The organism is Pantoea sp. SORGH_AS_0659 (genome assembly GCF_031453915.1).
GTDB classification, from domain to species: Bacteria; Pseudomonadota; Gammaproteobacteria; order Enterobacterales; family Enterobacteriaceae; genus Pantoea; species Pantoea leporis.
Genome location: NZ_JAVJAK010000001.1, coordinates 3,439,143 through 3,453,881, shown reverse-complemented (window position 1 = coordinate 3,453,881; position 14,739 = coordinate 3,439,143). Strand labels below are relative to the sequence as shown.

Sequence of the window (14,739 nt, the reverse complement as noted above, 5' to 3'; positions counted from 1 at the left end):
GCACGGTAAATAAATTTGATTAATCGATTGCGGTCACACTTTATCGTTTGGATTAAGGGCCTCTGTCAACCTCTGTTGCAACACATTGCGCATTTCCACCCCAAGCGCACGTCGCTCACTATCGGCGAGGATGAAAAGATCCTCAACCCGTTCACCAATCGTACTGATGCGTGCGCCGTGCAGCGACACGCCCAAATCGGCGAACACTTCACCCACGCGCGCCAGCAAGCCGGGCTGATCGAGCGCGACCAATTCCAGATAACTGCGGCGGTCGGTGTGCGTCGGCAGGAAATTGACTTCGGTATCGACACTGAAATGCTTGAGGCGCGCAGACTGGCGACGCGTACGCGGCGGAACCCATTCGTTTTGCGTGATGGCTTGTTCCAGCGCCTGAATGATCAGCGGATGGCGATCGGCGGCCAGCGGGCTGCCATCCGGCTCCAGCACAATAAAGGTGTCCATTGCCATGCCATCGCGACTGGTAAAGATCTGCGCATCATGCACGCTGAGATTGCGGCGATCCAACTCGCCGGCCACCGCAGCAAACAGGTGCGGACGATCCGGGCTCCAGATAAAGATCTCGGTACCGCCGCGGGTGGCCTGCGGGCTGACCAGCACCAGCGGTTTGTTGAGATCGTGATGAATTAAATGACGCGCATGCCAGGCGAGCTGATTCGGTGTGTGACGCAAGAAATAGTCGGCGCGGCAGCGGCTCCAGATATGGTGCAAACGCTCTTCGTCGAGGTTTTCCATCCGCAGCAGCGCCAGCGCTTGCAGACGATGATGGCGCACGCGCTCGCGCAGATCCGGGCTGTTTTCCATGCCGCGGCGCAGCTGTTTTTCGGTCGCGAAGAACAGCTCGCGCAACAAACTCTGCTTCCAGCTGTTCCACAAGCTTTCATTGGTGGCGCAGATATCGGAAACCGTCAGGCACGCCAGATAGCGTAAGCGATTTTCGTTCTGCATCACTTCGGCGAATTGCTGAATCACGGTGGGATCCTGAATATCGCGACGCTGCGCGGTGACTGACATCAATAAATGATGGCGTACCAGCCAGGCAACCAGCTGCGTTTCGCGGGAGTTCAGTCCGTGTAGTTCGGCAAAGTCGAGCGCATCCTGCGCGCCGAGAATGGAGTGATCGCCGTTGCGGCCTTTGGCGATATCGTGCAGCAGCGCAGCCATCAGCAACAGTTCCGGCTGTGGCAGGCGCGGCCAGAGTTCAACGCACAGCGGATGCATCGGGCGCGTGGCTTCGTCGGCAAAACTCTCCAGCTTCTGCAGCACGCGGATGGTGTGCTCATCCACCGTGTAAGCGTGGAACAGATCGAACTGCATCTGGCCAACGATGTTGCCCCACAGCGGCGTATAGGCCCATAACACGCTGTGACGATGCATCGGCACCAGCGCACGCTTAACCGCGCCAGGATGACGCAGAATCGCCATAAAGGTTTCACGCGCTTCAGGAATTTGACACAGCGGCTGCTTCAAATGGCGGCGCGCATAGCGCAGCTGCCGCAGCGTGGTGGAGTAAATACCTTTGATGTTTTCGTTACGCACCATCACGTAGAACATACGCAAGATGGCTTGCGGCTCACGCTCAAACAGCGTGAGATCGCGCAGGTCGATGAGATCACCGCGAATCTGGAAATCGTCATCAATGTTGCGCGGTTTTTCAGTGGTCGACAGCGCCAGAATCGCTTCATCGAACAGCTGCAGCAGCATTTGATTGAGTTCGCCGATGCGACGCGTGACGCGATAGAAGTCCTTCATCATGCGCTCAACCGGCTCGTTGACTTCGCCAAGATAGTTGAGGCGTTGAGCGACGGTGAGTTGGCGATCGAACAGCAGACGATTGTCATAGCGTGGCAGCGTTAAGTGCAGCGCAAAGCGAATGCGCCACAAAAATTCCTGACACTCGTTGATTTCATTGCGTTCCGCTTCGGTGATAAAGCCGAAACCAACCATCTCATCCATGGTGGTGGCGCCAAAGTGACGACGCGCCACCCATTGCAGCGTGTGTATGTCGCGCAGGCCGCCGGGGCTGCTTTTGATATCCGGTTCGAGGTTATAGCTGGTGCCGTGATAGCGCTGATGGCGCTCCTGCTGCTCTTCAATTTTGGCGGCGAAGAAGCGCGACGACGGCCAGAAACCATCGCTGAAGATGTTCTTTTGCAGTTCGAGAAACAGCGCCACATCGCCAGTGAGCATGCGCGATTCGATCAGGTTGGTGGCGACCGTAAGATCGGATAAGCCTTCCAGCAGGCACTCTTCCAGCGTACGTACGCTGTGACCAACTTCCAGCTTCAAATCCCACATCAGCGTTAGCAGCTCGCTGGCGCGCTGCGCGGCTGTGTCGTCCAGCGGCTGGCGGCTGAGGATCAGCACATCAATATCGGAGAGCGGATGCAGTTCGCCGCGACCATAACCGCCAACGGCAACCAGTGCGATCTCCTTCATCTGGTCGAAACCAAAGAAGCGCCACAGACGACGCAATAAGCGGTCGATAAACAGCGTGCGGGCATCAATCAGAGATTCAATATCGGTGCCCGCATCAAATGCAATGCCCAGGTGCTGCTGGAATTGCTCAAGATAGTGTTTGAGCTTGTCGCGCGTCAGGGCGTCATCCGGCCAGCTGGCGGGGGAATCGGTCAGGCCTTTGTGTACTGCTTCGGTCACGCTACCACTCATCAACATGCCTCTTCATTACGCACATAAAAAAGGCCAGCGATAAGCCGGCCTGGTACTGTTAGCGAGATGATTACGCGACGTTTTCGAGCACCGCTGGAAGGGTGTCGTCTTCACGCAGCGTCAGAATCTCACAGCCGTTTTCTGTCACCACAATAGTATGCTCATACTGCGCGGACAAGCTGCGATCTTTGGTTTTCACGGTCCAGCCATCCTTCATGGTGCGGATGCGGTAATCACCGGCATTGACCATCGGTTCGATGGTGAAGGTCATGCCTGCTTGCAACACCACGCCGCTATCATCCGCGTCGTAATGCAGTACCTGCGGCTCTTCATGGAAGCCTTTGCCGATGCCGTGACCGCAATACTCGCGCACCACCGAAAAATCCTGTGCTTCGACATACTGCTGAATCGCGCGGCCCAGTTCACGCAGACGAATACCCGGTTTCACCAGACGCAGCGCGATATAGAGACTTTCCTGAGTAACGCGACACAGGCGCTCGCCCTGAATGGTGGCTTTACCGACGATGAACATTTTTGAGGTATCGCCGTGATACTCATCTTTGATCACCGTGACATCGACGTTAACCACGTCGCCATCCTTCAGCACGCGATCGTCGCTCGGAATACCGTGACATACCACTTCATTCACCGAAATACACACCGATTTCGGGAAGCCGTGATAGCCGAGGCAGGCGGAAATCGCCTGCTGCTTCTGCGTGATGTGTTCGTGGCAGAGACGATCCAGTTCACCGGTGGTGACGCCAGGCACCACGTGCGGGGCAATCATCTCCAGCACTTCAGCGGCAAGGCGGCCCGCCACGCGCATTTTTTCGATTTCTTCAGGGGTTTTAATTGAAATAGCCATTAAATTAATCCGCAATCGTCGAATTTTTCGACAATAATGAGTTCTGTGGCAGTCATGTTAGCAGCCAGCAAAAGGGCTGCCAAATGGCGATTGTCTGCGCCTGCGGCGCTCAACTACTATTGGCGTATTCCTGCGCATTGTGGTATAAAGCGCGCCGACGATTCTCTGTCACCGACGTTTGGCTGGCAGGAAACGCATAAAACTCATTATGTGTACTAAAACACACATGTATCGACACATACGCCGGGGTGCCTTGAAAGAGGTCGGTCGTATGGGATACATGGAGGCCCAACCCCAAATCAAACTTTAGAGGTAATCATGGCAACTGTTTCAATGCGCGACATGCTCAAGGCTGGTGTTCACTTTGGTCACCAGACCCGTTACTGGAACCCGAAAATGAAGCCATTCATCTTCGGCGCACGTAACAAGGTTCACATCATCAACCTCGAGCAGACTGTGCCAATGTTCAACGACGCTCTGGCTGAGTTGAAAAAGATCTCTTCCCGCAAAGGTAAGATCCTGATCGTTGGTACTAAGCGCGCTGCTGCCGAAGCGGTAAAAGAGTCAGCTCTGAGCTGCGACCAGTTCTTCGTAAACCACCGCTGGTTGGGTGGCATGCTGACTAACTGGAAAACCGTTCGTCAGTCAATCAAACGCCTGAAAGATCTTGAGTCTCAGTCTCAGGACGGTACTTTCGACAAACTGACCAAGAAAGAAGCGCTGATGCGCACTCGCGAACTGGCCAAGCTGGAAAACAGCCTGGGCGGTATCAAAGATATGGGCGGTCTGCCGGATGCACTGTTCGTTGTTGACGCTGATCACGAGCACATCGCTATCAAAGAAGCAAACAACCTGGGTATCCCAGTATTTGCTATCGTTGATACCAACTCTGATCCAGACGGCGTTGACTTCGTTATCCCAGGTAACGACGATGCGATCCGTGCTGTAAGCCTGTACCTGACTGCCGTTGCCACTACCGTGCGCGAAGGCCGTTCACAGGATCTGGCTGAGCAGGCTGAAGAAGCTGCTGAAGCTTAATAAGGTTCGCTCTTTCTAAGAGCCCTTAGACATCAGATGTTATCTGTTAAGGGGGCCGTTCAGGCCCCTTTATTTTATCTAAGTCTGTCACGCTCACTACAGAGCGAGCGGGGCAGAGTAAATTTTCCGCAACAAGTTTCTGACAGTGTGTGAGCACACAGAGACGAATCGAGGATTCTGGAATGGCTGATATTACCGCTGCATTGGTAAAAGAACTGCGTGAGCGTACTGGCGCAGGCATGATGGACTGCAAAAAAGCGCTGACCGAAGCGAACGGCGACATTGAGCTGGCGATTGAGAACATGCGCAAATCTGGCGCAATCAAAGCGGCTAAGAAAGCAGGCAACGTTGCTGCTGATGGCGTGATCAAAACCAAAATCGCTGACGGCTTCGCGGCGATCCTGGAAGTAAACTGCCAGACCGACTTCGTTGCAAAAGATGGCGGTTTCCAGGCGTTTGCTGACAAGGTTCTGGATGCAGCTGTCGCTGGCAAAGTTACCGATGTGGAAGTTCTGAAAGCGCAGTTCGAAGAAGAACGCGTAGCGCTGGTTACGAAAATCGGTGAGAACATCAACATCCGTCGTATTGCTATTCTGGAAGGCGCTGAGCTGAACAGCTATCAGCATGGCGCACGTATCGGTGTGGTTGTTTCTACCACCGGTGCTGACGAAGAACTGGGCAAGCAAGTTGCTATGCACATCGCTGCAAGCAAGCCAGAATTCGTCAAGCCAGAAGACGTGTCTGCAGACGTGGTTGAGAAAGAGTACCAGGTTCAGCTGGATATCGCCATGCAGTCTGGCAAGCCAAAAGAAATCGCAGAGAAAATGGTTGAAGGCCGCATGAAGAAATTCACCGGCGAAGTTTCTCTGACCGGTCAGGCTTTCGTTATCGACCCAAGCAAAACCGTTGGCCAGGCGTTGAAAGAGAAAAACGCTGACGTCATCAACTTCATCCGCTTCGAAGTGGGCGAAGGCATTGAGAAAGTTGAAGCTGACTTCGCAGCAGAAGTTGCTGCAATGTCCAAACAGTCTTAATGGTCCGAAAGAACCGCCACAAGGCGGTTCTTTTTTGTCTGCGATTTAGTGCAGCACTTTCAGTCTCATCCCAATAGCTTTTCTCGCGGGCTTTGCGGATGATCGACCAGATTTTACTTCTCCTTTTCATCATATCTTCCAGGAAGAACTGACCATGGCGACCAACGCAAAACCTGTATATCAACGTATCCTGCTAAAACTGAGTGGCGAAGCACTGCAAGGTGCCGAAGGTTTTGGCATCGACGCGAGCGTGCTTGACCGCATGGCGCAAGAGGTGAAAGAGCTGGTTGAGCTGGGCATTCAGGTGGGTGTGGTTATTGGTGGCGGTAACCTGTTCCGCGGCGCAGGACTGGCCCAGGCGGGCATGAACCGTGTGGTCGGCGACCATATGGGCATGCTGGCAACAGTGATGAATGGCCTGGCAATGCGTGACGCGCTGCACCGTGCGTATGTCAATGCGCGCTTGATGTCAGCGATTCCGCTGAACGGCGTGTGTGATAACTACAGCTGGGCAGAAGCGATCAGCCTGCTGCGTAATAACCGCGTCGTGATCTTCGCGGCCGGTACCGGCAACCCGTTCTTTACCACTGACTCTGCAGCCTGCCTGCGCGGCATCGAAATCGAAGCCGACGTGGTACTGAAAGCCACCAAAGTAGACGGCGTCTACTCTGAAGATCCGGTGAAAAACCCGGATGCCACGCTGTATGACCAACTGAGCTATGCAGAAGTGTTGGATAAAGAGCTTAAAGTAATGGATCTCGCCGCCTTTACGCTGGCGCGTGACCACAAGCTGCCTATCCGCGTCTTCAACATGAACAAGCCTGGCGCATTGCGTCGCGTCGTGATGGGTGAAAAAGAAGGCACCCTGATTACGCATTAATACCCGACGCACGTTAAAATAAGGTATATTCTTTTGCCGCGATGCTCTGACATCGTGCAGCAATTAGGATGATCGATGTTTATCGATACCGCTTCCGGTTAGCCCGGAAATGGCCAGGTCAACCGAATTCAAGGGTTTCAACGTGATTAACGACATTAAAAAAGATGCAGACACGCGCATGGAAAAATGTGTGGATGCATTTAAAAACAACATCAGCAAAATCCGCACCGGTCGTGCTTCGCCTTCACTGCTCGACGGCATTGTGGTTCCTTATTACGGTACACCAACGCCGCTGCGCCAGCTGGCTAGCGTGACGGTTGAGGATTCACGTACGTTGAAAATCAACGTATTTGATCGCTCGCTGAGCGCTGCGGTTGAGAAAGCGATTATGACGTCTGATTTGGGTCTGAACCCAAGCTCAGCCGGTAGCGATATTCGTGTGCCGCTGCCAGCGCTGACCGAAGAGCGTCGTAAAGACCTGATCAAGATCGTACGTGGCGAAGCAGAGCAGGGCCGTGTTTCCGTGCGTAACGTCCGCCGTGACGCCAACGATAAGATCAAAGCGCTGCTGAAAGACAAAGAGATCAGCGAAGACGACGAACGTCGTACGCAGGACGAGATCCAGAAAATGACCGATGCGCACATCAAGAGTGTTGATGCCGCATTGGCCGATAAAGAAAAGGAACTGATGGACTTCTAATTCCATCAACTGCTTTTCAAAACGCCGTTCAGAGACGTGTTCGACTCTGGCGGCGTTTTACATTGTGTTCGGCGCTGTTGCGGACACTCTCCACGACTTCACAGGGATAGCATGATGAAGCGATTAACTCTGCTGGGATCGACCGGCTCCATTGGTACCAGCACGCTGGCGGTGATTGCCGCAAATCCTGAACTTTATCAGGTGACCGCGCTGGTGGCTGGCCAGAATGTGGCGTTGATGGCTGAACAATGCCTGCAATTCCAACCGCGCTATGCCGCGATGTCCGACGAGACTTCCGCACAAGCGTTGCGTGAGCGACTGAAAGCACTCAACGTTAATACCGAAGTGCTCTCCGGCGTTCAGGCAGCCTGCGAATTGGCCGCGCTGGATGACGTGGATCAGGTGATGGCGGCGATTGTTGGCGCCTCAGGTTTACAGCCCACCATGGCGGCGATTCGCGCCGGTAAAACCGTGCTGCTGGCCAACAAAGAGTCGCTTGTCACATGCGGCCGTCTGTTTATGGAGGCGGTACGCCAACATCAGGTGCAATTGCTGCCGGTCGATAGCGAGCACAACGCCATTTTTCAGAGTTTACCCGCTTCCATACAGCATCAGTTGGGGTACGCTGATCTGCGGGGAAACGGCATCGAGTCGATTCTCCTTACGGGATCGGGTGGTCCTTTTCGTGACACGCCATTAGCGGATTTAGCCGGTATGTCGCCGGATCAGGCTTGTGCGCATCCGAACTGGTCAATGGGGCGTAAAATCTCCGTTGACTCGGCCACCATGATGAATAAAGGTCTTGAATACATTGAAGCCCGCTGGCTGTTTAATGCGACTGACGCGCAGATGGAGGTGATCCTGCATCCGCAGTCGGTTATCCATTCGATGGTGCGTTATTGCGACGGCAGCGTGCTGGCGCAACTGGGCTCTCCGGATATGCGGACGCCTATTGCGCACAGCATGGCATGGCCAGCACGTATTTCTGCGGGCGTAACGCCGCTCGACTTCACGCGCATGAAGTCGTTGACGTTTTCCGAGCCGGACTACGAGCGCTATCCTTGCCTGAAGCTTGCGATTGATGCCTGTGCCACAGGTCAGGCCGCGACGACATCGCTGAATGCAGCGAATGAAGTGGCGGTGGCAGCTTTTCTGCAGCACCAGATTCGCTTTACCGATATCGCCGCCATCAACAGCGAAGTGCTGGCGTCCCTGAGTTGTCAGGAGCCGGGCAGCATTGACGAGGTGATGGAGATCGATCGGTTAGCGCGCGTGCGTGCCAATGAATTGTTACCGCGCTTTCGTTTAGCAGGTTGATAGTTCCCGCTATTTGTTCGCTCTGGGTGAAAATGGTATAGTCGCTCGCTCGCGTTTCACAGCCGACATTGTTTCGATGTCATCTGGCGTGTTTGCCGGAGTTTGCTGCAGGCGCAATGTATTCAGAAACCACAGCATTTCTGATGAAAGGAATTATTACGCGTTATGTCGTCCAACAATCACAACACAATCGATGACGAGTCGTACTGCACGCCACGTCACGTGGCCATCATTATGGATGGTAATGGTCGCTGGGCAAAAAATCAGGGCAAACTGCGTATTTCAGGCCACAAAGCCGGGGTAAAATCAGTACGCCGGGCTGTCAGCTTTGCGGTTAGCCATAAACTGGAAGCGCTCACGCTTTATGCGTTCAGCAGTGAAAACTGGAGCCGTCCGATTCAGGAAGTGACAGCGTTAATGGAGTTGTTTGTCTGGGCGCTCGACAGCGAAGTCAAAAGCCTGCACAAACACAATGTGCGTCTGCGCATTATTGGCGATATCAGTCGTTTCAATAACCGAATTCAGGAACGCATTCGCCGCGCCGAGGAACTGACTCAGCAAAATAATGGACTGACCCTAAACATTGCTGCCAACTATGGCGGCCGTTGGGATATTATCCAGGGTGCCAGAAAATTGGCCGAACAGGTTCAGGAAGGTTTACTGCGTCCTGACCAGATTACCGAAGAAAGCCTGGCTCCGTATCTGTGTATGCAGGAGCTGGCGCCAGTGGATTTAGTGATAAGGACCGGGGGAGAGCATCGGATTAGCAACTTCCTGCTGTGGCAAATCGCCTATGCTGAGTTTTGGTTTACCGATGTTCTTTGGCCTGATTTTGATGAAAACGTTTTTGAAGGTGCACTGAATGCATTCTCTACGCGGGAGCGACGCTATGGCGGTACTGCACCAGGCGGCGCCTAAGCAATTTGGGGGTAACCTTTGCTGAAGTCTCGTCTGATTACCGCGTTAATTTTGATTCCGCTGGTGATCGCTGCACTGTTCTGGTTACCCCTGTCCGGTTTTGCGATTATCACTATCATCATCTGCATGCTTGCCGCCTGGGAATGGGGGCAGTTTGCCGGCATGAAAACGCGTCAGCAACGTATCTGGCTGGCCGTGCTTTGCGGCCTGTTGCTGTCCGCGATGCTCTTTACCCTTGAACCCTATCAACGCAATCTGCACCAATTCCAGATGGAAGGCTCGCTCTGGGCATCGCTGTTGTGGTGGATTGTCGCGCTCATCTTAGTACTGTTCTATCCCGCTTCTGCCGCGTTGTGGCGTCACTCACGTACGCTGCGCCTGCTGTTTGGCGTGCTCACCTTGATACCGTTCTTCTGGGGCATGATGGCGCTGCGTCAGTATCATTACGATACTGACCATTTCGCCGGCGCATGGTGGCTGCTGTTCGTGATGTTCCTTGTCTGGGGCGCAGATTCCGGTGCTTACATGTTTGGTCGCCTGTTTGGCAAACACAAGCTGGCACCAAAAGTCTCTCCGGGTAAAACCTGGGAAGGTTTCTTCGGTGGCCTATTGTCATCTGCCATCATCGCCTGGCTGTTTGCTCTGCTGGCACCGCTTTCGGTGGCGCCGGGCACGCTCATTATCTGTGCGGTGATTGCGACGCTGGCATCGGTATTGGGCGACCTGACAGAAAGTATGTTCAAGCGTGAAGCGGGCATTAAAGACAGCGGTAACTTGATTCCGGGGCACGGTGGTATTCTCGATCGTATTGATAGCCTGACTGCTGCGGTGCCGGTGTTTGCCTGCCTGCTGCTGTTGGTGTTTCGCACCCTCTGAGGATAGCTGGCGATGTTGAGTATACTCTGGAGTTTTGCCGCCTTTATCGTGGCGCTTGGCGTGCTAATTACCGTGCACGAGTTTGGCCATTTCTGGGTGGCGCGCCGCTGCGGTGTTAAAGTTGAACGTTTCTCGATTGGCTTTGGTAAAGCGCTGTGGCGTCGCAGCGATCGTCAGGGCACCGAATATGTCATCGCGCTGATCCCTCTTGGCGGCTACGTCAAAATGCTCGACGAACGCGTTGAAAGCGTTCCCGCCGAGCTGCGTCATCAAGCCTTCAACAATAAAACCGTGCTGCAGCGTGCTTCGATTATCGCAGCCGGTCCTATCGCCAACTTCATCTTCGCCATCTTTGCTTACTGGGTCGTGTTTATTCACGGCGTGCCAGGTGTGCGTCCTGTGGTTGGTGAAATTCTGAACGGTTCCGTCGCTGCCGAAGCGCAAATTACCTCCGGCATGGAACTTAAAGCGGTAGATGGTATCGAAACGCCTGATTGGGATGCTGTGCGTATGGCGCTGATCGGTAAAATCGGCGACAGCGATGCCACGCTTACCGTCTCGCAATTTGGCGAAGAAGCCACGCAGCAAAAGCAATTAAATTTGCGCGATTGGCAATTTGAGCCTGATAAACAGGATCCGGTGGTCGCTTTAGGTATTCGTCCACGTGGGCCGCAGATTGAAACGACCTTAGCCGAAGTTCAGGCAAACTCACCGGCAAGCAATGCTGGTTTGCAAGCGGGCGATAGGATCGTTAAAGTCGATGGTCAGCCATTATCACAGTGGCAGGCTTTTGCGGCACAGGTGCGGGATAATCCGGGCAAAAACATGGCGCTAGATATCGAGCGCAACGGCGAACCTGTGGCGTTGACGTTAACGCCGGAAGCGAAACCGGGCAATGAAGCGGAAGGCTTCGCGGGTGTCATCCCGCGTGTGATTCCGCTGCCTGATGAGTACAAAACGGTAAGGCAGTATGGACCTTTTGCGGCGATCGGCGAAGCCAGTGTAAAAACCTGGCAGTTGATGAAGCTAACAGTCTCCATGCTGGGCAAGTTGATAATCGGGGATGTGAAGCTGAATAACCTGAGCGGGCCGATTTCGATCGCGCAGGGTGCCGGGTTATCAGCAGAGTACGGGGTGATTTATTACCTGATGTTCCTGGCGCTGATCAGCGTCAACCTGGGCATCATTAACCTGTTCCCTCTGCCGGTTTTAGATGGTGGTCATCTGCTCTTTCTGGCGATCGAAAAGATCAAAGGTGGACCGGTGTCCGAGCGAGTTCAGGACTTTAGTTATCGCATTGGCTCAATCTTGCTAGTGCTGTTAATGGGGCTTGCACTTTTCAATGATTTCTCACGTCTGTAATAGCTGGAACGCATACAGGCGCGGGATGTGTTAGGAAAACGCATAACAACGATGGCGATGAAAAAGTTGCTCATAGCGTCGCTGCTGTTTAGCAGCGCCACCGTTTACGGTGCAGACGATTTCGTAGTGAAGGACATTCATTTCGAAGGTCTCCAGCGAGTCGCCGTCGGCGCGGCTCTGCTCAGCATGCCGGTACGTGTCGGTGATACGGTGAATGACGATGATGTCAGAAACACCATTCGCTCACTGTTCGCCACCGGTAACTTTGAAGATGTGCAGGTTCTGCGTGACGGTACAACCCTGATTGTTCAGGTGAAAGAGCGTCCAACTATTGCCAACATCACTTTCTCCGGCAACAAAGCGGTGAAAGAAGATCAGCTGAAACAGAACCTCGAAGCGTCTGGCGTGCGCGTTGGCGAAGCGCTGGACCGCACCACGCTCTCTTCAATCGAGAAGGGTCTGGAAGACTTCTACTACAGCGTCGGTAAATACACCGCCAGCGTCAAAGCGATTGCTACGCCGCTGCCGCGCAACCGTGTGGATCTGAAATTCGTCTTCCAGGAAGGCGTTTCAGCGCAGATCCAGCAGATCAACATCGTCGGTAATAAAGCATTTACCTCTGACGAACTGATCTCGCGCTTCTCACTGCGTGACGAAGTGCCATGGTGGAACGTGGTGGGCGATCGTAAATACCAGAAACAGAAGTTAGCGGGCGATCTCGAAACCCTGCGCAGCTTCTATCTGGATCGCGGTTATGCGCGTTTCAACATCGATTCCACGCAGGTGAGCCTGACGCCAGATAAGAAAGGCATCTACATCACCGTGAACATCAACGAAGGCGATCAGTACAAGATTGCCGGCGTGATCGTGAACGGCAGCATGGCGGGCCATTCTGCTGAAATCGAAAAGATGACCAGGATTCCATCGGGTGAGCTGTATAACGGCACCAAAGTCACCCAGATGGAAGATGACATTAAGAAATTGCTGGGACGCTACGGTTACGCCTATCCGCGCGTAATGACGCAGCCAGAAATCAACGATGCTGATAAAACCGTCAAGCTGCATATCAACGTGGATGCGGGCAACCGTTACTACGTGCGTAAAGTGCGCTTTGAAGGTAACGACACCTCAAAAGATTCCGTACTGCGCCGTGAAATGCGTCAGATGGAAGGTGCCTGGTTGGGCAGCGACCTCGTCGATCAGGGTAAAGAGCGTCTGAATCGTACCGGTTACTTCGAAACCGTGGATGTGGATACGCAACGTGTTCCGGGTGCGCCGGATCAGGTTGATGTGGTCTACAAGGTGAAAGAGCGTAACACCGGTACTTTCAACTTTGGTGTCGGTTACGGTACTGAAAGTGGCGTCAGCTTCCAGGTGGGCGTGACCCAGGAAAACTGGCTCGGCACCGGTAACACCGTTGGCATTAGCGGTACCAAAAACGATTACCAGACCTATGCTGAGTTCTCACTGACCGACCCATACTTCACGGTCGACGGCGTGAGCCTTGGCGGTCGTTTGTTCTATAACGACTTTAAAGCTGATAACGCCGATCTGTCTGACTATACCAACAAAAGTTATGGTCTCGACGGTACGCTGGGCTTCCCGGTCAATGAAAATAATACGCTGCGTGTTGGTTTAGGTTATGTGCATAACGACCTGTCCAACATGCGTCCTCAGGTTGCGATGTGGCGTTATCTGGATTCGGTCGGTCGCCATCAGGGCTTGAACGATGACGGTGATTTCTCTGCAGATGATTTCACCTTCAACTACGGTTGGACCTATAACACTTTAGACCGCGGCTTCTTCCCTACGCGCGGTAACCGTACCAACCTGAACGGTAAAGTGACGATTCCAGGCTCTGATAATGCGTTCTATAAAGCAACATTGGATAGCCAGCAATATGTGCCGCTGAACCGCGATGGTACGTGGGTGGTATTAGGCCGTGGCCGTGTAGGATATGGTGACGGACTTAATGGAAAAGAGATGCCGTTCTATGAGAACTTCTACGGCGGTGGTTCGAGCACGGTTCGTGGCTTCCAGTCCAACACCATTGGTCCTAAAGCTGCGTACCTGAACGATGGCTCGTCAAACTGTAATATCTCTGATCCAAACGGCGTCTGTAAGTCGGACGATGCGGTCGGTGGTAACGCCATGGCGATTGCCAGCCTGGAGCTGATTACGCCAACGCCGTTCCTGAGCGAGAAGTATGCGAATTCCGTGCGTACCTCAGTGTTTATGGATGCCGGTACCGTTTGGGATACCAAATGGCAGAACACTGCAGAAACACGCGCGGCGGGTGTGCCAGATTACAGCGATCCTAATAACATTCGCGTCTCTGCCGGTGTGGCACTGCAGTGGATGTCACCGTTAGGACCGCTGGTCTTCTCATACGCCCAGCCGATGAAGAAAGTCGAGGGAGACAAGTCAGAGCAATTCCAGTTTAACATTGGTAAAACCTGGTAAGGCTCTGAGCAGGGAAGTGAAAATACCGTCTTGCATGCGTGCTGCCTGATAGTGCGGCGCGCTGCAAACACACACGTTGAGGTAAGGAGTTTATAGTGAAAAAGTTGTTCTGTGCTGCTGCTCTGGGTGTTGCATTAGCTGCTTCTGCGGGTGCCCAAGCGGCTGATAAAGTTGCCGTCGTAAACCTGAGCCAGGTTTTCCAGCAGTCTCCGCAGCGTGCCGCTGTTGCTAAACAGCTTGAAGGTGAATTCCAGAGCCGCGCCTCTGACCTCCAGTCTCAGCAGCAGAAGATCCAGCAAGAAATTCAGGATCTGCAGCGTAATGCATCGACCATGAAAGCGAGCGACCGCACCAAGAAAGAGAAGCAAATCTCTTCTGAGCGTGCTGCCTTTGAACAAAAAGCACAGGCTTTTGACAAAGACAACCAAACTCGTCAGATGCAGGAGCGTAACAAGCTGCTGGCTAAAATCCAGACCGCTGTTCAGTCTGTAGCGAAAAGCGAAGGTTACGATCTGGTTCTGGACTCTCAGGCCGTGCTGTATTCTTCTTCTGATGCTAAAGACATCACTGCTGACGTTGTAAAACAGGTTAAATAATT

12 protein-coding genes are annotated in these 14,739 nt (G+C 53.5%); 10 read left to right on the top strand and 2 right to left on the bottom strand.

Annotated features, from left to right (window positions below):
* Positions 1–33: 33 nt before the first annotated feature.
* Entirely contained in the window at positions 34–2,688 is a 2,655-nt protein-coding gene (gene glnD / locus Q3H59_RS16420; protein ID WP_110867586.1) for a bifunctional uridylyltransferase/uridylyl-removing protein GlnD, read from the bottom strand.
* 70 nt (positions 2,689–2,758) lie between these two features.
* Positions 2,759–3,553 carry a type I methionyl aminopeptidase gene (gene map / locus Q3H59_RS16415; RefSeq protein ID WP_101762049.1) on the bottom strand — a complete coding sequence of 265 codons (795 nt, stop codon included), beginning with the start codon at positions 3,551–3,553 and terminating at the stop codon, positions 2,759–2,761.
* 318 nt (positions 3,554–3,871) lie between these two features.
* On the opposite strand from map, the gene rpsB reads away from it, so the two are divergent.
* The 10 genes from rpsB to Q3H59_RS16365 all read left to right on the top strand — a co-directional run bounded on the left by rpsB (position 3,872) and on the right by Q3H59_RS16365 (position 14,737).
* Positions 3,872–4,591: a 30S ribosomal protein S2 gene (gene rpsB, locus Q3H59_RS16410; protein WP_007893898.1), complete on the top strand. Its 720-nt coding sequence runs from the start codon at positions 3,872–3,874 to the stop codon at positions 4,589–4,591.
* A 182-nt stretch (positions 4,592–4,773) separates the two neighbouring features.
* A complete protein-coding gene (tsf, locus tag Q3H59_RS16405) occupies positions 4,774–5,625 on the top strand; it encodes a translation elongation factor Ts (RefSeq protein WP_309835868.1) in 852 nt (283 codons plus the stop codon).
* Positions 5,626–5,779: 154 nt separating this feature from the next.
* A complete protein-coding gene (gene pyrH / locus Q3H59_RS16400; RefSeq protein ID WP_007893903.1) occupies positions 5,780–6,505 on the top strand; it encodes a UMP kinase in 726 nt (241 codons plus the stop codon).
* 142 nt (positions 6,506–6,647) lie between these two features.
* Positions 6,648–7,205, top strand: coding sequence for a ribosome recycling factor (gene frr / locus Q3H59_RS16395; RefSeq protein WP_036649587.1), 558 nt, complete (start codon positions 6,648–6,650; stop codon positions 7,203–7,205).
* 114 nt (positions 7,206–7,319) lie between these two features.
* Complete coding sequence (ispC, locus tag Q3H59_RS16390; protein WP_192412747.1) at positions 7,320–8,522, top strand: 1-deoxy-D-xylulose-5-phosphate reductoisomerase; 1,203 nt, start codon at positions 7,320–7,322, stop codon at positions 8,520–8,522.
* A 165-nt stretch (positions 8,523–8,687) separates the two neighbouring features.
* On the top strand, positions 8,688–9,440 hold the full coding sequence (gene ispU, locus Q3H59_RS16385) for a (2E,6E)-farnesyl-diphosphate-specific ditrans,polycis-undecaprenyl-diphosphate synthase (RefSeq protein WP_007893909.1): 753 nt from the start codon (positions 8,688–8,690) through the stop codon (positions 9,438–9,440).
* An 18-nt stretch (positions 9,441–9,458) separates the two neighbouring features.
* Positions 9,459–10,316 (top strand): phosphatidate cytidylyltransferase, encoded by an 858-nt coding sequence (gene cdsA, locus Q3H59_RS16380; RefSeq protein ID WP_101762046.1) that lies wholly within the window; start codon positions 9,459–9,461, stop codon positions 10,314–10,316.
* A 12-nt stretch (positions 10,317–10,328) separates the two neighbouring features.
* Positions 10,329–11,678: a sigma E protease regulator RseP gene (gene rseP / locus Q3H59_RS16375; RefSeq protein WP_101762045.1), complete on the top strand. Its 1,350-nt coding sequence runs from the start codon at positions 10,329–10,331 to the stop codon at positions 11,676–11,678.
* 51 nt (positions 11,679–11,729) lie between these two features.
* On the top strand, positions 11,730–14,141 hold the full coding sequence (bamA, locus tag Q3H59_RS16370; RefSeq protein ID WP_101762044.1) for an outer membrane protein assembly factor BamA: 2,412 nt from the start codon (positions 11,730–11,732) through the stop codon (positions 14,139–14,141).
* A 95-nt stretch (positions 14,142–14,236) separates the two neighbouring features.
* Positions 14,237–14,737 (top strand): OmpH family outer membrane protein, encoded by a 501-nt coding sequence (locus Q3H59_RS16365; RefSeq protein WP_007893920.1) that lies wholly within the window; start codon positions 14,237–14,239, stop codon positions 14,735–14,737.
* Positions 14,738–14,739 lie beyond the last annotated feature (2 nt).